Consider the following 18,206-nt stretch of genomic DNA (forward strand, 5'->3'; position numbering starts at 1 on the left):
GAGATGACATGATGGCCCAGCGCATCGCGCTCGGCGATGAAGCGCCGCGAACGATTCTTCGGGATAGCCCGTGCGGCTCGATGGGCACGGCCCCTGGCGCGTGGTCGAGCGCGCAGGCGTCTGGCGCTGGATGGGACGCGCGCGGGCGTCGCCCGCGCGGCCACGACATCAGCATTTCACACGATGACGTTGGGACCGGCCTGAGCGCCGGTTCCTTGTACGTTGTCCTTGGTTATCTGTACGTGATACGACGCCGACGTTGCGTTCAGGTAACCCTGCGCGGTTCCTCCGCCGCCGGACGTCACCCACCATTGCCAGGTGCCTGCGTTGTAGGGGGTGTAGGAGTTCGAGGAAGGGGGTACGAGCAGCCCGTTCGGAGGGGCGATGGTGAGTTGCTCCGTCAACGTCTCCTTCCATCGAGTGCGGAAATTGCTATTGTTGTTGGGCTCCTGCTTGGAGACCAGGAGGACGATCGAGTCCACCGTCAACTGGTACTGTCCGCTGTTGTAGAACTTGAGGGTGACGAGGGACCCTTCCCAATCGCCCTGCTGATTCATCGAAATCGTCTTGGGGACTGTGGCCTTGATCAGGAGAGCCCCATCTTCGAAGATCGTGATGTCCTGGCTTCCGACGGAATCTTTGACAGACACACCCATGTTCTTCCTCCATGTCGAGGCATGCTTTGCGAGGAGCGCGATGCGGCAGCACGCGGGGAGGGGCGTTCAGCGCGAACGAGCCTCCCCGATTGCGAAAGCAGCCATGACGCCGCACCGGCCTGTTTCCGCCTCGATCGATCGCAAGGTTTGCAAGCGATGTGCCACCTGGGTCGGCCCTCGGGGTACCCGGCACAGGGGCGATTCCTCCACGGTATCCGCCCAAAGGCGCGTGGTCGTCCGATAGTCCCGCGGGATCCCTCGGGGGGGATGGCGAGGCGTCGCGTCACCCGATGAAGCGTCGCTTCACCTGGTGACGCGATGCCGGTTTTGCGTCACCCGATGAAGCGACCCTTCACCTGGTGACGCGATGCCGGCATCGCGAGGGGGCGGCGGGCGCGCCAGATTCGAAGCCGAGCTCAGAGGCAGCGCAGGACGTTGTCGTGCACGAGCTGCCAGATGGGCTCGGGGATCCCGCCCAGCCAGCGCGCGTCCCGCTCGACCGGCGCCTCGGCGTCGTCGAGCGGGTCGTCGTGGCTGTAGACGAGCCGCCACAGCCGCTCGCTCACCGAGCCGTTGCGATCGATCACGAAGCGATGGACGAGCTTCTTCGCGAGCTCCTCGCCCTCGATGCCGAGCAGCAGCACCGCGCCCCGCCGTCGGCCTCCGCAGGATGGACCTCCGACGCTCGGTAGCGCATCCTGTGCGCATGCAAGCGCTCAAGATCCACGTCGTGGTGGACGATTCCGTCGTCCGCGCTCTGCCTGCGCTCTCGCCGCTCCGTGGGCAGCGGGTCGAGCTCATCGCGCTGGGGGAGGCGCAGCCGCCGTCTCCTGTCGCGCCGGTCGCGGGCGGCTTGCTCGGGCAAATCAAACTCAAGGAAGACTTCGACGCCCCACTCCCCGACGACGTCCGGAGTGCATTCGAGGGAGACAAGCATTGAAGTGGCTCCTCGACACGCACGTCGCGATCTGGTTCGCCGCCGACCCCAACCGCTCGCGCACCCGCTGACAGGCTCGACGCGCGCCCGCCCAAAAGGCCCGTCAGGCGCGATTCGTCAGACGGAGCCCGGCGCCCAGCGACGGTATCAGGGGAACCGGCTGACGGCGCGTGAGGGGCCAGGGATCCATTCCCGCAACTCGGCGCGGAAGGCTGGGCGGCCCGCCACCGGGCGCAGATCCACGTCGGCGTAGGTGAGGCGCTGGAAGGGGCGGAGTTCAGCCGGCGCCCGCTCGGGGTGCTCGAGGAATTCTTTGCCCTCTGTGCCAACGCTAGTCCTCTCCGCGCACGGGAGGCCCGCCTCCCGTGCGAAGCAACGGGCGATGCCCATGGCGCCCTCGTCGTACTCCGCCTCGGGCAGGCCGCAGTTGAGGATCGCGGTAGGCGAGGCACCGGCGCGCACCGCCACGCGTTCGCGCGCCGATCGAGCGCGTGAGTCGCGAGCTAGGGCAGGCTGTCCACGGCGAGCAGCGACGAAAGCACGAGCAGGTCGGCCACGAGGAGCCCACGCACAGCGCTCTATGGCCGGGCCGCCGGATGTTGATCACGAGCCGAGCTCGCTGGAGGGAGCTCTCCGCCTCAGCGGTTCTTCTTCACGTCCTTCACGTGACCCAAGCTGGGCGGCTTGCCGCGCAGGCAGCTCCAGACAGCGAGCACTCCGATGAAACGCATCTCCGGTTCAATCGCGTAATATACATAGTACTGCGTCCGCGACAGCAAAACACGCCGCACTCCATCCTTCGCCTTGGGGTCGTAGGGGGCTCCCATCTCCGGCGTACGCCGAAGCGTGCGGAGCGCTGCGGCGAGTTCATCGGCGAACAGCGATGGCGCGGCGGGACGGTTTTCGCGCCACCATGCATCCACCGCGCGCGCCTGCTCGGCCGATCTCCCCAGGAATCGGACCTTCACCCGCGCGCCCGCAGCTCGGCGAGCAGCACGTCGGCCTCGATACCTGCCCCTGTTCGCATCTCAGCGAGCCCCTCTTCGAGGGCTGCGTGCAACTCTGCGCGCTCCTCGTCGTCGAGCTCGTCGCCCGGATCTGCGATGACGAGATCGAGCACCATGCCCTCCGGTAAATCCGTGGGCTCGTCCACGACGATGCGACCGTTCTGGACGCGGGCCTTGAGCGCTTGCACGTCGCGAAGCGTAGCGCCGTCATCACCTTGTTGCACCAAGGAGCAGCGGCATCCCGCCGTCGTGGCCACGGTGCGCCATGGAACAGCGGCATCCTCGACGTCACAGGAGCCCGGGCGTGGGACGCACCTCTTCCCGGGTTTCCCCGCGCGGCCAGCGTGCGGGTCGCCTCGAGCACCCCGACATCAGGCGAGCTGCCTGAGTGTCCTCCCCGTGCCCGATCGGACTACAGGCAGCGCAGGACGTTGTCGCGCACGAGCTGCCAGATGGGCTCGGGGATGTCGCCCAGCCAGCGCGCGTCCCGCTCGACCGGCGCCTCGGCGTCGTCGAGCGGGTCGTCGTGGCTGTAGACGAGCCGCCACAGCCGCTCGCTCACCGAGCCATTCCGGTCGATCACGAAGCGGTGGACGAGCTTCTTCGCGAGCTCCTCGCCCTCGACGTCGAGCAGCAGCACCGGCGGCGCCACCTCGATCTCGCCCGCGTCGCGAAGCGGCTTGAGCCGGACATAGGCCCCCTTCACGAGGTCGACCTCGTCCGGCGGCTCGAACCCCGCCGCGCGGAAGTCGCACGGCGCCTTGGTGTTGCCGACGAGGTAATACGCCCCCTGGGTCTCGGCGAGGATCGCGCCGCCCAGCCTCCCTACGCGTGCCATCTAGACCTCCTCCGCGGTGCCGCTCTCCTCGGAGAGCACGAGCGAGCGCCCCGGCGTCTGGCCGGGGAGCGCGGCTCCATCCCATGTGTACTTGTTGGTATACCCGCGCGGGGTGACCATGTAGCCCTCGAACATGAAGGTGTTGGTCGACCCGACGAGCACCGTCGTCAGCATCCCGATCTCGTACTCGAGGAAATGGTCGAGATCGGTGAGCACGGCGCTCTCCAGCTTGCGGTAGGCGCTCTTCACCAGCGCGACCGGCGTCGTGCCCGCGCGGTGCTGGCGGATGATCTCCTGCGCCCGCACGATCTGGCGCGTGCGCCGCCCGCTCGCGGGATTGTAAAGGCCGATGACGAAGTCGGCCGCGGCGGCGGCCTCGAGCCGCCGCTCGATGACCGGCCACGGGGTCAGGAGGTCGGAGAGCGAGATGGCGCAGAAGTCGTGGCCGAGCGGCGCGCCGACGAGCGACGCGCACGCGTTGAGCGCCGTCATCCCGGGCACGAGGCGGAGCTCCGGCGACTCGCCCCGCTTCCAGCCGATCTCCTCCAGCACCTGGAAGACGAGCCCGGCCATGCCGTAAACGCCCGCGTCGCCCGACGAGATGATCGCCACGCGCGCCCCGTCCCGCGCCCGCTCCACCGCGGCGCGCGCCCGGCCGATCTCCTCGGTCATGCCGGTCTTGATCACCTCCTTGCCCTCGATCAGGTGCTTCACCAGCCGGATGTACGTCGTGTACCCGACGATGAGGTCCGAGGCCGCGATCGCCTCGAGGGCGGCGCGGGACGCGTGCTCCTCGGCGCCGGGACCGATCCCGACGATCGACAGGACTCCTTTGCTGTCACCCATGGCTCTCCTCCACGTTGCGCTTCGAGAAGGGGACGCGCGCCACCGCGAGCGTCATGGACCGCCCCACGCCCTCCTCGGTGTACGCCCGCTTCGGCACGAGCAGCCTCGCGGCCCCCGCCGCCCGCAGCGCGGCCGGCTCGGCGACGCCCCGGGCGCCGACGTGCTTCTTCACCGTCTCCGACGGGTTCTCGATGCCCTCGGTCGCGTCGAGCTCCTCGGGCGTGAACGTGACAAGCGGCCACCCCCGCCGCGCCGACAGCGCGAGCAGCGCTTCCTCATCGGCCTTCTTGTCGATCGTCGCCAGCGCCTTCACCGATCTCGCCGACAGCCCGTGCTCCTCGAGCAGCCGGTCGACGCCGCGCTCCACCATGTCGAGCGGCGCGCCGCGATCGCAGCCGACGCCGAGGACCAGGCTCTTCGGCCGGTAGACGACGGCGCGCTCGACGATCTCGGGGTGCGAGCGGGAGAGATCGCGGTCGCTCGCGACGAGCAGGATCTCCCACGCGCCGGGGTCCACGCCGTCGAGCGACGTCGCGTAACGCACGCCCGGCGGCAGCGGCGTCGCCTCGGGCCAGAACGAGGGCTCGCCGGTCTCCTGGACGAACAGCACCGGCGCGGCGTTCACGACGGCGGCGCAGCCGCGCGTCACGTTGCGGTCGGGATCGTCAAGGGTCCACCCGAGGTCCCGGCCGAGGATGTCGACCGTCAGCGTCCCGAGCGCGTCGGACGCCGTGGTCACCACCGGCTGCGCGCCCAGCAGCCCGGCCACCTTCTCGGTGAACGCGTTGCCCCGCCCGACGTGCCCGGAGAGCACGCAGATCGAGAAGCGCGCCGTGTCGTCGACGCACACGACCGCAGGATCGACCTTCTTGTTCTTGAGCAGCGGCGCGATCATGCGCACGACCGCGCCGACGCTGATCACGAAGACGTGGCAGTCGTAGGCCGTGAACGCCTCGTTCAAGAGCGGCCCCATCGGCAGCGGGAGCGGCTTCGCCCCCGCCGGCGCCCCGTCGAACAGCTTCTGCGACACGTAGAGATCCGCGCCCGGCAGCCCCTCGATGAGCTTGCGCGCGATGGAGATCCCGTGCCGCGTGATGGCGTAGATGGCGTAGGGCTTGCGCTCGGCGATCATGGGGCCTCCGGTTCGGTAACAGCCTTGTCGAAGCCGCCCGGCGGCGAGGCCGGGGCCTCGCCGACGAGCAGCCCGCTCCGCTCCCCGCGCGTGACAACGACCATGGCGAAGCAGTCGCCCCGCTCGCCCTGCGCGGCCCGGAGGTCGCGGACGATCCGCTGCTCGGGCATCGTCGCCTTGGACACGAACACGGCCCGATCGAGGAGGCCAGCGCGCGTGAGCGCCTCGGTCACCTTCGGCATCTCCGAGCCGATCTTCATGAGGACCACGGTGTCGAAGCGCTGGAGGACGTCGGTCAGGTCGTCGACGCCGTACGTGGCGGGCAGGATGGCGATCCGCTCCTGCCCGTCGGCGAGCGCGAGCCCGCTCACGGCAGGGACCGCCGTGACCGAGGTGACGCCGGGGACGACCTCGACCTCGAGCCCGGGGAAGCGGCGGAGCGCCTCGCGGCGCACATAGACAAAGGTGCTGAAGAGCGACGGATCCCCCTCGGTGGCGAACGCCACGGTGAGGCCGCGCGAGAGCCGGTCGCCGATCTTCTCGACGGCCGCGTCCACGTAGGGGCGGACGCGATCCGGATCCTTGCTCATGGGGAAGGTGAGGAGCAGCCGCTCCTTGTCCCGCTGCTTGCCGACGACGGGCTCGAGGATCCGGTAGGCCATCGAGGCGCCGAAGTCCGAGCTGCGGGGGAGCGCGAGCACGTCCGCCTCCTGCAGCACGCGCACGGCGCGCAGCGTGAGCAGGTCCGGCGCGCCGGGGCCGACGCCCACGCCGTAGAGCTTGCCGAGGCCGCTCATGACGCCTCCGAGGTGGACCGCGGCGAGCCGGCGGGCCGGGCCGGCGCCGCGCCCTCCGCCGCTTCCACGGCTTCCTGCGCCTTCGCCGGCTTCGTCGCGGCGAAGATGTGGATCGGGTTCAGCGCCTCGTACCGCACGTAGCGCGCGAGCGGGACGCCGCGCGAGACCGAGAGCAGCGTGACCTCGGGGTCGAGCCCCCGCGCCCGCAGCGCGCGGTACGTCTCGGCGACGTTCTCCATCGTGATGGCGTTGACCACGAGCCGGCCGCCGGGGCGCAGCCGATCGAGCGCCACCGTGACGATCTCCTCCATGCTCCCCTTGCTCCCTCCGACGAACACCGCGTCCGGGTCCTCGAGCGCCGCGAGCGCCTCGGGCGCGCGGCCCGCGACGACGCGCACGTTGTCGACCCCGTGCGTGCGGACGTTGTCGCGGCAGATCTCCACGCCCTCCGGGTCGACCTCGATCGCATAGACCCGCCCGAGGGGGCAGAGCATCGCCGCCTCGATCGAGACCGACCCCGAGCCGGCGCCGACGTCCCAGACGACCGCGTCCGGGCGGATCGCCATCGAGGCGATCGAGAGCATGCGCACCTCGCGCTTCGTGATCAGGCCGTTCTTCGGCATGCGCTTCGCGAACGCGTCCTCGTGCAGGTAGGGGACGGCCGGCGGCGGGCGCCACGCGGGATCGCTCCGCAGGAGCAGGAGCACGTTCAGCGGGCCGATGTCCTCGCAGGCGGCGAGCGCGGCGAGGTCGAACGCGCGCACGCGCTCGCCGGCGCCCGCGAGGCTCTCGCAGACCCACGCCTTCCAGCCGGCGTCGCCGTGCTCGAGGAGCCGCGCCGCGAGGCGGGCCGGGCTGTTCTCTCCGTCGGTCAGCACCGCGACCTTCGAGAGCCGGCGGAGGCGCGTCGCGAACCCCTCGGGGGAGCGCCCGTGGACCGAGACGAACGCGGCGTCGTCCCAGGCGATCCCGGTGCGCGCGAACGCCCACTGGACCGAGCTCAGGCTCGGGATGATCTCGACGTGCTCGCCGCCGAGCTTCCGGACGACGAGCGCGCCGACGCCGAAGAACAGCGGGTCGCCCGAGGCGAGGATGCACACGTTCTGCTCGGCGGACAGGGCGTCCACGCGGTCGAGCGCCGCGGACAGGCCGCCCTTGAGGGCGATCTTCTCGCCGCGGAACTGCGGGAAGAACTCGAGGTGCCGCTCGCCCCCCACGAGCACCTCGGCGCGGGCGACCGCGGACGCGGCGCGGCTCGACAGGCTGGCGCACCCGTCGTCGCCGATGCCGACGACGGTGACGGCGCGGCGCGCGCTCATCTCGCCACCTTGGCCGGCTCGGCCGAGCCGGCGGAGCCCGCGGATCCTGTCGATCCCGGCGATGCCGCCGATTCCGACGACAGGAGCAGCAGCGCGTGGACGATCGCGACGGCGATGGGGCTGCCGCCCTTGCGGCCGCGCGCCACGATGAAGGGGAGCCCGGACTCGAGCAGGGCCTCCTTGGACTCCGCCGCCGACACGAAGCCGACCGGCACGCCGATCACGAGCGCCGGCCGCGCCCCCTCCTCCCGGGCGAGGCGCACGACCTCGAGCAGCGCCGTCGGCGCGTTGCCGATCGCCACGATCGCCCCGTCGAGCAGCCCGAGCCGGTGCGCCTTGCGCATCGACTCGATCGCGCGGGTCGAGCCGGCCGCGGAGGCGGCCTGGATCACGTCGTCGTCCGAGATGAAGCAGTGGATCGCGCAGCCGTACGACGCGAGCCGCTGCTCGTTCAGGCCGACGCCGATCATCTTCACGTCGACGAGGACCGGCGCGCCGCCCCGGAGCGCCGCGATGCCCCGCGCGATCGCCTCGGGGTGGAGCCGCATGAGCGACGAGAACTCGAAGTCGGCTGTCGCGTGGATCACGCGGCGGACGACCTGCCACTCGGCCTCCGGGAAGCCGTGCGCGCCGACCTCCTCGTCGATGATCGCGAAGCTCTTGTCCTCGATGCGCCGCCCGAGCGCGGTCATCTGCCGCATGTCGTTCACCGCGCGCACCTCATCACCACTCATGGCTCCTCCGCTCTCTCCGCTCTGTCCGCACCGATGGCACCGGCGTCGCCGGCCGGATACCGGCCGAGCAGCGCCCCGTTGAAATCGACAAGGCAGGCGTGCACCTCGAGGCCGCCGCCCGCGTGACGCGAGGTGTGCTCGACGACGCGCCGGCAGATCCCCCCGGGCACGCCGGTGAGCCCCTCGCGCTGGCACAGCTCGAGCACGTGCCGCGCGGTGTTCGCCTGCCGGATCTCGGCGGCGATCTCCGGCCGCGCGCCGAGCTCCTCGGCGATCTGCGCGAGCAGCTCCATGCTCACCTCCGAGCCGGCGGCGTGCGTCATCATCTTGCCGTCGGCCATCTTCGAGAGCTTGCCGATCATGCCGACGATGATCGCGCGGGCGATCCGCCGCCGCGCGGCGTGGCGGACCCCGGTGCCGATGAAGTCGCCCACCTGGATGAACGCCTCCTCCGGGAGCTCCGGGTAGAGCTTCATCGCGTACGCCTCGGATTTGCCGCCGGTCGTCAGCGCGAGCGCCGCGATGCCGCGCTCTGCGGCGACGTCGATCGCCTGCACGACGCTCGCGCGGAAGGCGGCGGTCGAGTACGGCTTCACGATCCCGCTCGTCCCGAGGATGGAGATGCCGCCGATGAGACCGAGCCGCGCGTTGATGGTCTGCTTCGCCATCTCCTCGCCCTGGGGGACGCTGAGGGTGACCGTGGCCCCGGCGAAGCCCGAGCCCTCGAGCTCCTCGAGGACCATCTCGGTGATGTTCCGGCGCGGCACGGGGTTCACGGCCGGCGCGCCGACGGGCAGCCCGAGCCCCGGCTTGGTCACCACGGCGACCCCCGCGCCGCCGCGGATCTCGACGCCCGGCTCGCGGCGGAGCTCGACCTCGGCGACGAGCTCGGCGCCGTGGGTGCAGTCGGGATCGTCGCCGGCGTCCTTGATGACGCTGCACGTGGCGCGCGGCCCGTCGCGATCGCAGCGCTTCAGCGGGAAGGTGACCTTCTGCCCGTTCGGCAGGGTGGTCTCGATGGCGTCGACCGCCGCGCCGCGCGCGAGCACGCGCGCCGCCGCCTTGGCCGCGGCGGCCGCGCACGCGCCCGTCGTGAACCCCTCGCGCTGCCCTTTCGGGTCTCTCGGCCGGACCTCTACCATCGAGGGATCCTGAATGATTACGGAGATTTCTTCATCGGGTTGTTGAAGAAGCTCTCCAGGAGCACGCTGCCCTCGGGCGCGCCGAGCGAGGCGAGCCGGTCGCGGAGCGGGTAGAGGATCGCGCCGTCGCCGGCGCAGAGCACGGCGTCGTAGGGCCCTGCCGCGAGCTCCCGCTCCACGAGGGCGCACGCGCGCGCCGGCCGCTCGGGGTGGCCGATCGTGGGGAGATCGCGGGCGACCGCGAGGCGGACGGCGGCGGGGAGGCGCTCGCGGACGAACGGCTCGGAGGCGAAGGTCTCGCCCGGCTCGACGAGCCAGAGCAGCTCGAGCTGCGCCGCGCCGGCGGCGGCGACGCTCCGGGCGATCCCGAGGGCGGCGGTGATGCCCGTGTCGGTGGCGATCACGAGCGCGCGGCCGGAGAAGCCAGGCGCGAGCCGCAGCTTGCCCCAGGGTCCGCTGAACTCGAGCTCGGCGCCGACGGCGATGTCGTTGAGCACGTTCGAGCCCGGCCCGGCCCCGACGCGCTTCACCGCGATCTCGACCGTGCGCTGCTCGGCGTCGCTGGAGAGCAGCGAGTAGGCGCGCTTCGCGAGCCTGCCGCCGGGCAGGGTGACGCCGGTGTTGATGATCACGTACTGCCCGCCGGCGAAGCCGACCTCCGCGCCGTCGACGCGCTCGAGGCGGAGCAGCCGGGCGGCGTCGCCGAGCGGCGTTGCGTGGGCGATCCTGATCTTCGGGTTGCCTTGTGTTGCCATGACGTCGCTCCTGTCTCCGCGCGGTCGCAATCACGCGCCCCATGGCCGCTCCGGTGAGCGGCCCGCGCTTCACTCGGCCGGGTAGATCTCGTGCACGAAGTCGTGCATCTCCTCGAGCTCCCGGTAGAGCCGGCCGAGCCCGTCGACCTGGGCGCGCAGGTCGAGCTCGACCTGCTTCGTGAGGATGAGGAGCGAGCGCAGGTAAGGCAGCTTCGGGTCGCCGGCGGCGGTCTTCGCGACCTTCTCCTGGAGCTCCACGAGCGACCCCTCGAAGAGGCGCGAGAGGCTCTTCAGGTCCCCGGCGCGCAGCATCGCCGAGACCGGCCCCGGCTCTGCGGCCGCGGCGCCGAGCTCGGCGAGCTCGTGCGCGCGCTCGCCCGGGTCGTCGATCCCCAGGATGTTCATGAGCCCAAGGCGGAGCGCGGCGATCTCGTGACAGGCCATATCGGTTCTCTCCTATCCATCCTTCATTGCATGATGTCGTCGACGAGCCGGGCCACCAGCCGGTCGCCGAGCAGGTGCTCCTCGACGAGGTCCTTCGCGTCCTCCTCGCGGACGCCGCGGTACCAGACCCCGTCGGGGTAGACGGCGACCGTCGGCCCCTCGCCGCAGCGCCCCATGCACGACGTCCTCGTCACGCGGATCTGCTGCTGCTGGCCGGCCTGCTTCACGAGGCGGCGCACCGACTCGAGCAGCGCCAGGCTGCCGCGGTCCACGCAGTCGGCGTTGCCGCAGACGAGCACGTGCTTGCGCAGCGAGCGGTGGGCGTGCGGGTGGTTCGACGCCTGCGTGTGCGTGAGCGTGTGGCGCACGCTGTAGAGCATCGCCTTGAGCCCGCCGACCTCCCGGGCGAGCCCCGGCAGCGCGGTGCGGTACATGCACGTGTCGCAGGGGAGCGGCGCCTCGCCGGCGAACGCCTGGCGCGCGCGCTCGTCGATCAGGCCCTCGAGCGCGCTCGACCGGCCGAGGTGCGGCGCGAGCGACGCCCGGATCCACGGGTATGTCGACGAGAAGCGGTCGACCTGCTCGGCGAGCTTCGTCATGAGCCGCCCGGCGAAGAGGAAGTAGGGGACCACCACGACGCGCTCCGGCCGGTGCCGCGCGACCCGCTCCAGCGTCTCCTCGACCGAGGGCCGGGTGACGCCGATGAAGGTCGGCTCGACGAGCTGGAGCCCGCGGCCCTCGCCGATGAGGCGCGCCGTCTTGCAGAAATCGCCGTTCGCGTCGGGGTCGCTCGACCCGCGCCCCACGACGACGAGCGCCGACCGGGCCCGCGCCGCCGGGTCGGTGGGCAGCGCCGTCGCGGCGCGCTCGAACGCGATCTCCGCGAGCGCCGGGTGCACGCCGAGCGGCCGCGCCGCCGAGAACCGCACGCCCGGGTGCGCGGCCCGCGCCCGCTCGAGCGCGAGCGGGATGTCGTTCTTCACGTGCCCCGCCGCGAACAGGAAGAGCGGCACGACCGCCACACGCGACGCCCGCGCCGCGAGCGCCGCGAGCGCGTCGGCGAGGTGCGGCGTCGCGAGCTCGATGTAGCCGTGCTGCACGGCGATCTCGGGCCGCGCCGCGGCGTAATCGGCCACGATCGCCTCGAACTCGGCGTTCGACGCGGCGTCGCGGCTGCCGTGGCCGATCAGCAGGAGACCGTCGTCATGCACGCGAGCGCCTCCTCCAGGGTGAGCGGGAGGCCCGCGCCGCCCCGCGGCGGCGCAGGGCTCATCCGGGTCCAGAGCTCGGCGACCCACGGCCGCCGCACCCGCGCCCGCGCGAGGAGCTCCCCCCGCGCGAACACCTCCCGCGGCGGCCCGTCCGCGAGGACCTGACCGTCGCCCAGCAAGACCGCGCGCGAGGCGAAGAGCGGCACGAGATCCACCGCGTGCGTCGCGGTGACCAGCGTGGTCCCCTGCTGCTCGGAGAGCGCGCGCAGCGTCTGGCACAGGGCGAGCTCGCCCTCCGGGTCGAGCCCCGCGGTGGGCTCGTCGAGCAGCAGCACCCGCGGCCGCATCGCCAGCATCCCGGCGATGCACGCGCGCTTGCGCTCGCCGAAGCTCAGCGCCTCGATGGCCCGATCGGCGAGGTGGGCGATCTGCACGGCGGCGAGCGCCGCCTCGGCGCGGCGGCGCGCCTCGGGCGCGGGCAGGCCGAGGTTTCGCGGGCCGAACAGGACGTCGTCGAGGAGCGTCGCGCCGAGCAGCTGGTCGTCCGGGTCCTGGAGCACGAGCGCGGCGCCCGCGGCGACGGCGTCCGAGGGCGAGGCCACGCGGCGGCCCGCGATCTCGACGCCGCCGCCGGGCGCCGGGAGGAGCCCGACGAGCGTCCGGAGCAGCGCGGTCTTGCCGGCGCCGTTGCCGCCGAGCACCGCGACGGACTCGCCCTCGGCGACGTCGATGCGCACGTCGCGCAGCACGGGCTCGCCGCGCCGGTAGCCGAGCCGGGGGGCGCGCAGCGCGATCGCGATCATCCGGCCTCTCCCGCGGCGACGCTGAGCCCGAGGGCCACGAGCGCGGCGGCGGCGAACGCGACGTTCGCGGTGGGCGCGCTCGTCCTTCGGTCGGCGACGGGGAGCTTCCCCTGGTAGCCGCGGAGCTGCATCGCGAGCGCGGCGCTCTCGGAGCGCTCCAGCGTCCGGAGCGCCACGACGCCCGCGACGGCGCCGGCCGAGCGCGCGGCGGCGCCGGGGCGGGTGAACCCACCGCGGAGCGCGGCCGCGCTCCACGCGCTGTCGGCCGCGCGCTGGAGCACGCCGGCGAAGCGCCGCGTCAGCGCGAGCAGCTCGACAAGGGCCGCGGGGACGCCGAGCCCGGCGAGCGCCGCCTCGATCTCGGCGGGCGCGGCGGCGCCGGCGAGCCACCGGAGCACCGCGGCCGCCGCGAGGACGCGCGCGCCGATGGCCACGGCGCGGCGGGCCCCCTCGGCCGTGATCGCGTCGGCCGGGAACGGCGCGCCGGGGAGGAGCGGCGCCCCCGGCGTGAGCGCGAGCGCGAGCGCCGCCGCGACCGCTCCGATCCACGCGGCGGGCGCGGCGGCGCGGAGGACGGCGCGCGCCGGCGTGCCCTGGAGGCGGAGGGCCGCGCACGCGAGCAGGAGCAGCGCGGCCGGCGTGACGGGCGAGCGCGCGCCCGCGGCGACGCAGCACGCCGCCACGGCGGCCCCGAGGCGGAGCCGGGCGTCCACGTCGCGGAGCCGCGCGGGCGGGTCAGTCCGCACGGAGGCCTTCGCCGCCGGCCTTGCCCGCGGGCGCGCCCGCGCGCTCGACGAAGAGCACGCGCGAGAAATAGCCGAGGGCGAAGCCGGCGAGGAGCCCGGCCCAGAGGAACGCGAACAGCAGGAGGTCGCCCTCGAGGCCCGCGAACAGCGGCCCCGTGTCGTGGCGCCCTGCGTCCTCGGCGACGCGGCGCACCACGGCCTCGTCGACGCCGTCCCAGGACGCGTTGCCGCAGGCGGCGAGCCAGAATGAACCGGCGAGCTGGAGCGCTGCCGCGCACGCGCGCCGCGCGAGCGGCGCTGGCAGCGGGCGCTGTCCGAGCCGCCGCTTCACGACGCCCCCGGGGCGAGCCGGACGACCTGGAGTCGGTCCAGGATGTCGGGCCGCCGGGCGCGCAGGAAGGCGAGCGCCCCCGCGGTCATGACGCCCTCGAGCAGGCCGAGCGGGAGCTGGGTGGGGACGAAGGCGAGGGCGACGCCCGTGAACATGGACGTCACCGATCCCTCGCCCGAGAGCCCGAGCGCGAGCGCGAGCGCCGTGGTGGCGTAGGTTGCCCAGTCCGACGTCACGCCCGCGAGGAAGCCCGCGACCCAGAGGTTCGCGCCGCAGCGCCGCGCGACATGGAAGGCGAAATATCCGGTGAAGGCGCCCGCGATGCCCATCGACGCGACGTCGGCGCCGAGCGTGGTGAGGCCGCCGTGCGCGAGGAAGAGGGCCTGGATAAGGAGCGCCACCACGGTGACGAGGACGGTCATCCAGGGGCCGATGAGCACCGCCGCGAGCCCTGTGCCGCACGGGTGGGAGCAGGTCCCGGCGGTCGGCACCGGCACGGGCATGCACGAGATCGCGAAGACGGCGGCCGCGATGAGGCCGACGAACGGCTTGTAGAAGGCGTCCTGCTCGGTGCGGCGCCGGAGCAGGTGGAGGGCGATCGCGACGAAGGGCAGCGCGAGCGCGTTCCAGAAGGCGCACCAGCCGAGCGGCAGGACGCCTTCCGCGAGGTGCATCGCGGCCGCGGGCCGGGGCGCGAGGAGCGTCCCCAGGGACACGGCGGCGATCGACAATGCGCGGCCGTGAAGACCGATTTCGGCGCTCCGGGTGAAGTCCGCACCCGAACGCCACGAAGACGTGCGCAAGCTGCACCTCGTGGGAGGCTCGGGTAGGTCTCCCGGCTCATGGGTTCAGGGAGCTGATCGAGCTCCCAGCGCTGCGTCCACCTTCCCAGGCCTCTTCCAATGGGGCCCAGTGGTCTTCGGAGGCAGCTCCCCACTCACGGTGGCGGGACCGCGCCGGTTTTGCACCGGCTTCCCTGTTATGCCCCGGAGGGCACCCGAGGAATGGATTGTCAGGCCGGTGCTCGGTAATCCCGTTTCGTGCCCGGCGTCAAGGACGTCGCGCCCCGATCGTGGAGGAGGGGGCTCAGCGGGCGCTGCATGCGGCATGGCATGTCAGACGAGCTCCCCGTCGAGCGCGGGCCAGCTCCGCCTCGCGCGTCGGCCGCGTATCGTAGCGGCGCGATCGCGCGAGCCGGGGGCGCGGACCGGGCGAACCCGGGTGCGTCGACCCGGGGGCGCGTGCTTCCGCGTTGCGCGGTCCGGCCCGGCGCGGCCCGCCGCGAGTGCCCTCGTCCGCGGCGTCGGCGCGGCGGTGATGCCTGCGCTGGTGGCACCCTGCCCTCGGGGGGCGCTGCCGAGGCGCACGAGGCCATCGCTGCCGAGGCGCGTCGCGCGCCCGTCGGCGCCCCCCCATCGAGCGGCCATGGGCGCCGACGAGCGATCGAGGCCCTGTCGTGCGGCGGCCCGAGGCCGAGAAATTGACCCAGACGCATCATGCGAAGAGTCGTCGAGCACACGTCTTGAATTATGTCCCCCTTAGATAAAACCTGTTTACTTTGTCGCCGCGCGGGCGCAGCCCCTGTCTCGGTTTGGGCCCGCACGAGGGCCTCTCGTGCGCTTGAATACAGGAGCCGGCGCGTTCCTTCCGCAGTGTGCTTTGTTCGTCCTGGCTCTTTACTCGGGAGCAGGTGTCCGGTGTACGGCCTGCTGCCTCGTGGCCTCTCTTATTGAAGAGATGAGGGATTTCGTGTTCGCTCGTCTCGGAATGCGAGATGAACGCTGCGCTGGGCGCTGTCTCTGGTGGAGGGGTATGCCCGGCTCGAACGTGAATCCCCGCAGATCGGGTGTGTGTGGGTCGCGCGCCCGCCTGGCTGCCTTCGCGCCCGGAGCGCTCTGCTCGCTCGGCGTGCACGCGTTGCACTTTGTTATCGACAATGCGCCTGCGGATGCCACAATCTGACTACCGCATGCGCACCGGCGCGGACCCCCCAGCCCGGAGCGCATGCGGTCTTTCTTCTGCACCGTGGCGGACGTTCAAGACTCCGGCGCGGTTTCCCTGCCGCGGTCATTCTGGGCCCCCCTCCAGCGTGATGCGCGGTATTTTTTTTGCCCTCGAGCGCGCGGTTCGCGTCTTCCGAGGCGTCACTTTCCGGTGAACGTGGCCTGCGATTTCGCCAGGAACGCTTTCATTCCGACCTGTTGATCTTCGCTGCCGAAGAGCGCCGCGAATGCCTGGGCTTCCAGCTCGTTGGCGGCGGCGAGGTCGAGGCTCTCGCCGCGCAGGAGGACGCGCTTGGCGGCGGCGACGGCGAGCGGGCCGCGCGAGGCGATCTTGAGGGCGGTCTCGTGGGCGCGCGCGAGGAGCTCGGTCGCTGGGAAGACGGCGTTGACGAGCCCGATCGACAGCGCCTGCTGGGCGGTGATCATGTCACCTGAATAGACGAGCTCGCGCGCGCGTCCGGGCCCGACCCGTCGCAGCAGCCGCTGGGTCCCGCCGAACCCCGGGATGACGCCCAGGTTCACCTCGGGCTGGCCGAGTTTGGCGCCTTCGGCGGCGTAGATGAAGTCGCAGGCGAGGGCGAGCTCGCAGCCGCCGCCCAGCGCGAAGCCGTTGACGGCGGCGATCACGGGGAAGGGGGCAGTCTCGATGAGCTCGGCGAGCCGGTGGCCTGCGTCGGCGAACCGCTTCGCGGCGATGCTGTTCATGGCCGCCATCTCCGCGATGTCGGCGCCGGCGACGAACGCCTTGCCGGCGCCGGTCAGCACCGCCGCGCGGACCTCGTTGCCCTCGGCGGGCGCGAGGAGGTCGCGGAAGGCCGTGGTGAGCTCGCCGAGGACGGCGGGGTTCAGGGCGTTGAGTTTGTCGGGCCGCTGGATGGTCACGGTGGCGACGTGATCCGCGCGCTCGACGGCGACGAACTGGAGCGTACCGCGAGCAGGGGCCCCCGGCTGCTGTTCTTGAGCGGTCATGGAGCGTGGTTAGCAGCGCCCCGCGCCGGGGGGAAGCGCCTGCCGTGGGCCAGGGAAGGCGTCATTCCGTGTCCTCCCGATCCCGCTGTGTCGAGGCCGTTGCCGAGCCGACGAGCGAGCGATTTCCAGGCGAGCGATTTCCGGAGGAGTCGCGCGCCTGTTCCGGGACACGGCCCTTCGCTCGATGATCCGAACTCACCGCTTGAGTGCGGGTGCGCGCGACATGACGGTCCTGCCGCGAGCCCGCGTGCAATCGTGGGCAGCCGGGCAGACCGCCCGTCCTCCGAGCCGCACACCCGTGTTCGCCTCGCGCGGCTACCGTCGTCGTTCCCCCGTCATCATCCCCCTGGAGAGAGCCAGGGAGGGAGGGGGTGCCGCGCGGGGGGCCGGCGGGGTAGGGCCCCACGAACCCGAGCGCCGGCCTGCTCCGTGCGACGCCCTCCCGGATCGGCCCTGCCGTTCAGCCGGCCATAGCCCCCCAAAAGGCGCGAGTTCGTGGGAGGGGCCCCCGCCGGCCCCCCGCGCGGCACCCCCTCCCTCCCTGGCTCCGTGGCAGCCGCCTACACCGCCCGTCCGCTCTTCTGCCCCTTCTCGTCGTACACGTAGAACCCCCGCCCGCTCTTCTTCCCGTACCACCCCGCAGCCACCAGGTTCCGGAGCAACGTGGCCGCCCGGTACTTCGAGTCCCCGAACTCCCGGTGCAGCACCTCCGCGATCGACAGCACCGTGTCGAGCCCGATCAGGTCCGCGAGCTCGAGCGGCCCCATCGGGTGGTTCAGCCCGAGCCGCGCCCCTGCGTCGATGTCCTCCGGCGTGGACAGCCCCTCCTGGAGCGCGAAGCACGCCTCGTTGAGGAAGGGGATCAGCATCCGGTTCACGATGAACCCGGGCTGGTCCTTCGAGGTGATCACCGTCTTGCCGAGCCCCACCGAGAGCGCCCGGACGGCCTCGTACGTCGCGTCCGACGTCTGGACCCCACGGACGAGCTCGACAAGCTTCATCAGCGGCACCGGGTTCATGAAGTGCATCCCGATGACCAGCTCAGGCCGGCCGGTCACCGCCCCGAGCCGCGTGATCGAGATCGACGACGTGTTCGACGCCAGGATCGCGCCCTTCGGCAGCGCCGCGTCGGCGAGCTTGAAGATCCCGCTCTTCACCTCGAAGCTCTCGGTCACCGCCTCCACGGCCAGGTCGACCCCGGCCAGGCCCGCCATCCCGTCGGCCACCGCGACGCGGCCGAGGAGCGCCTCCCGGGCCTCCGCGGCCAGCTTGCCCTTCTCCACCTGCTTCGCGAGAACGGCGGCGATCTGGGCCTTGCCCGACTCCGCCAGCGCCCTCGAGACGTCGCACAGGACCACCTCGAGGCCCGCGGCCGCGGCGACCTGGGCGATGCCTCGCCCCATCTGGCCCGCGCCGATCACCCCGAAGCGCTTGATCGTCGTAGCTTCCATGGCCGCGGTTGATAGCCGAAGCCGAGAGCGCGGTGAACCGCCCTCGCCCGCGGCCCGACGGCCCGCCCGCTCGGACGTCCACGCG

The 18,206-nt window shown here is 72.2% G+C and carries 19 protein-coding genes, 1 pseudogene and 1 riboswitch; of the genes and pseudogenes, 1 reads left to right on the forward strand and 19 read right to left on the reverse strand.

The window, feature by feature from the left end:
• Positions 1–176: 176 nt before the first annotated feature.
• Positions 177–656, reverse strand: coding sequence for a hypothetical protein (locus tag WMF12_RS01220; protein ID WP_437860062.1), 480 nt, complete (start codon positions 654–656; stop codon positions 177–179).
• A gap of 416 nt (positions 657–1,072) precedes the next feature.
• Positions 1,073–1,300 (reverse strand): hypothetical protein, encoded by a 228-nt coding sequence (locus tag WMF12_RS01225; protein WP_437860068.1) that lies wholly within the window; start codon positions 1,298–1,300, stop codon positions 1,073–1,075.
• A 62-nt stretch (positions 1,301–1,362) separates the two neighbouring features.
• On the opposite strand from WMF12_RS01225, the gene WMF12_RS01230 reads away from it, so the two are divergent.
• Positions 1,363–1,596, forward strand: a complete 234-nt coding sequence (locus tag WMF12_RS01230) for a hypothetical protein (RefSeq protein WP_437860073.1) — start codon at positions 1,363–1,365, stop codon at positions 1,594–1,596.
• A 635-nt stretch (positions 1,597–2,231) separates the two neighbouring features.
• Here WMF12_RS01230 and WMF12_RS01235 read toward each other — a convergent pair.
• The 17 genes and pseudogenes from WMF12_RS01235 to WMF12_RS01315 all read right to left on the reverse strand — a co-directional run bounded on the left by WMF12_RS01235 (position 2,232) and on the right by WMF12_RS01315 (position 18,121).
• The gene (locus WMF12_RS01235; RefSeq protein ID WP_437860097.1) at positions 2,232–2,561 is read right to left on the reverse strand and encodes a type II toxin-antitoxin system RelE/ParE family toxin; all 330 of its coding nucleotides are present in this window, start codon (positions 2,559–2,561) and stop codon (positions 2,232–2,234) included.
• Complete coding sequence (locus WMF12_RS01240) at positions 2,558–2,857, reverse strand: hypothetical protein (RefSeq protein ID WP_437860107.1); 300 nt, start codon at positions 2,855–2,857, stop codon at positions 2,558–2,560. The genes WMF12_RS01235 and WMF12_RS01240 overlap by 4 nt, the downstream gene beginning before the upstream one ends.
• A 155-nt stretch (positions 2,858–3,012) precedes the next feature.
• A pseudogene (gene cobJ / locus WMF12_RS01245) lies at positions 3,013–4,284 on the reverse strand (precorrin-3B C(17)-methyltransferase).
• Positions 4,277–5,416 carry a cobalt-precorrin 5A hydrolase gene (locus WMF12_RS01250; RefSeq protein ID WP_437860114.1) on the reverse strand — a complete coding sequence of 380 codons (1,140 nt, stop codon included), beginning with the start codon at positions 5,414–5,416 and terminating at the stop codon, positions 4,277–4,279. Before WMF12_RS01250 ends, cobJ begins: the two are co-directional and overlap by 8 nt.
• A complete protein-coding gene (gene cobI / locus WMF12_RS01255; RefSeq protein WP_437743737.1) occupies positions 5,413–6,213 on the reverse strand; it encodes a precorrin-2 C(20)-methyltransferase in 801 nt (266 codons plus the stop codon). Before cobI ends, WMF12_RS01250 begins: the two co-directional genes overlap by 4 nt.
• The gene (gene cbiE, locus WMF12_RS01260) at positions 6,210–7,532 is read right to left on the reverse strand and encodes a precorrin-6y C5,15-methyltransferase (decarboxylating) subunit CbiE (RefSeq protein WP_437860129.1); all 1,323 of its coding nucleotides are present in this window, start codon (positions 7,530–7,532) and stop codon (positions 6,210–6,212) included. Before cbiE ends, cobI begins: the two co-directional genes overlap by 4 nt.
• Positions 7,529–8,266, reverse strand: coding sequence for a precorrin-8X methylmutase (locus WMF12_RS01265; protein ID WP_437860135.1), 738 nt, complete (start codon positions 8,264–8,266; stop codon positions 7,529–7,531). The genes cbiE and WMF12_RS01265 overlap by 4 nt, the downstream gene beginning before the upstream one ends.
• A complete protein-coding gene (locus tag WMF12_RS01270) occupies positions 8,263–9,408 on the reverse strand; it encodes a cobalt-precorrin-5B (C(1))-methyltransferase (protein ID WP_437860145.1) in 1,146 nt (381 codons plus the stop codon). The genes WMF12_RS01265 and WMF12_RS01270 overlap by 4 nt, the downstream gene beginning before the upstream one ends.
• Positions 9,409–9,425: 17 nt before the next feature.
• Complete coding sequence (locus WMF12_RS01275; RefSeq protein WP_437860154.1) at positions 9,426–10,163, reverse strand: FAD-dependent oxidoreductase; 738 nt, start codon at positions 10,161–10,163, stop codon at positions 9,426–9,428.
• A gap of 69 nt (positions 10,164–10,232) precedes the next feature.
• Positions 10,233–10,607 carry a DUF3209 family protein gene (locus WMF12_RS01280; protein ID WP_437762077.1) on the reverse strand — a complete coding sequence of 125 codons (375 nt, stop codon included), beginning with the start codon at positions 10,605–10,607 and terminating at the stop codon, positions 10,233–10,235.
• Between the two features lie 23 nt (positions 10,608–10,630).
• Complete coding sequence (locus WMF12_RS01285) at positions 10,631–11,818, reverse strand: CbiX/SirB N-terminal domain-containing protein (protein ID WP_437860169.1); 1,188 nt, start codon at positions 11,816–11,818, stop codon at positions 10,631–10,633.
• Positions 11,794–12,621, reverse strand: a complete 828-nt coding sequence (locus tag WMF12_RS01290) for an energy-coupling factor ABC transporter ATP-binding protein (protein ID WP_437860182.1) — start codon at positions 12,619–12,621, stop codon at positions 11,794–11,796. The genes WMF12_RS01285 and WMF12_RS01290 overlap by 25 nt, the downstream gene beginning before the upstream one ends.
• Positions 12,618–13,367 carry a CbiQ family ECF transporter T component gene (locus WMF12_RS01295; protein ID WP_437860192.1) on the reverse strand — a complete coding sequence of 250 codons (750 nt, stop codon included), beginning with the start codon at positions 13,365–13,367 and terminating at the stop codon, positions 12,618–12,620. The genes WMF12_RS01290 and WMF12_RS01295 overlap by 4 nt, the downstream gene beginning before the upstream one ends.
• Positions 13,357–13,698, reverse strand: a complete 342-nt coding sequence (locus WMF12_RS01300) for a hypothetical protein (protein ID WP_437860199.1) — start codon at positions 13,696–13,698, stop codon at positions 13,357–13,359. Before WMF12_RS01300 ends, WMF12_RS01295 begins: the two co-directional genes overlap by 11 nt.
• Positions 13,695–14,408: an energy-coupling factor ABC transporter permease gene (locus WMF12_RS01305; protein WP_437873973.1), complete on the reverse strand. Its 714-nt coding sequence runs from the start codon at positions 14,406–14,408 to the stop codon at positions 13,695–13,697. Before WMF12_RS01305 ends, WMF12_RS01300 begins: the two co-directional genes overlap by 4 nt.
• Positions 14,409–14,506: 98 nt before the next feature.
• A riboswitch (cobalamin riboswitch) is annotated at positions 14,507–14,714 on the reverse strand.
• A gap of 1,128 nt (positions 14,715–15,842) precedes the next feature.
• The gene (locus WMF12_RS01310; RefSeq protein WP_437860212.1) at positions 15,843–16,670 is read right to left on the reverse strand and encodes an enoyl-CoA hydratase/isomerase family protein; all 828 of its coding nucleotides are present in this window, start codon (positions 16,668–16,670) and stop codon (positions 15,843–15,845) included.
• A gap of 560 nt (positions 16,671–17,230) precedes the next feature.
• The gene (locus WMF12_RS01315) at positions 17,231–18,121 is read right to left on the reverse strand and encodes a 3-hydroxyacyl-CoA dehydrogenase family protein (RefSeq protein WP_437860222.1); all 891 of its coding nucleotides are present in this window, start codon (positions 18,119–18,121) and stop codon (positions 17,231–17,233) included.
• Positions 18,122–18,206 lie beyond the last annotated feature (85 nt).

Source organism: Sorangium sp. So ce363 (genome assembly GCF_051520435.1).
Taxonomy (GTDB): Bacteria; Myxococcota_A; Polyangia; order Polyangiales; family Polyangiaceae; genus Sorangium; species Sorangium cellulosum_B.

Coding starts and splice junctions, on each gene's coding strand:
- cobI (WP_437743737.1), bottom strand. CDS start 6,213: ATGAGCGGCCTCGGCAAGCTCTACGGCGTGGGCGTCGGCCCCGGCGCG.
- cbiE (WP_437860129.1), bottom strand. CDS start 7,532: ATGAGCGCGCGCCGCGCCGTCACCGTCGTCGGCATCGGCGACGACGGG.
- WMF12_RS01270 (WP_437860145.1), bottom strand. CDS start 9,408: ATGGTAGAGGTCCGGCCGAGAGACCCGAAAGGGCAGCGCGAGGGGTTC.
- WMF12_RS01315 (WP_437860222.1), bottom strand. CDS start 18,121: ATGGAAGCTACGACGATCAAGCGCTTCGGGGTGATCGGCGCGGGCCAG.
- WMF12_RS01250 (WP_437860114.1), bottom strand. CDS start 5,416: ATGATCGCCGAGCGCAAGCCCTACGCCATCTACGCCATCACGCGGCAC.
- WMF12_RS01290 (WP_437860182.1), bottom strand. CDS start 12,621: ATGATCGCGATCGCGCTGCGCGCCCCCCGGCTCGGCTACCGGCGCGGC.
- WMF12_RS01310 (WP_437860212.1), bottom strand. CDS start 16,670: ATGACCGCTCAAGAACAGCAGCCGGGGGCCCCTGCTCGCGGTACGCTC.
- WMF12_RS01275 (WP_437860154.1), bottom strand. CDS start 10,163: ATGGCAACACAAGGCAACCCGAAGATCAGGATCGCCCACGCAACGCCG.
- WMF12_RS01230 (WP_437860073.1), top strand. CDS start 1,363: ATGCAAGCGCTCAAGATCCACGTCGTGGTGGACGATTCCGTCGTCCGC.
- WMF12_RS01220 (WP_437860062.1), bottom strand. CDS start 656: ATGGGTGTGTCTGTCAAAGATTCCGTCGGAAGCCAGGACATCACGATC.
- WMF12_RS01280 (WP_437762077.1), bottom strand. CDS start 10,607: ATGGCCTGTCACGAGATCGCCGCGCTCCGCCTTGGGCTCATGAACATC.
- WMF12_RS01265 (WP_437860135.1), bottom strand. CDS start 8,266: ATGAGTGGTGATGAGGTGCGCGCGGTGAACGACATGCGGCAGATGACC.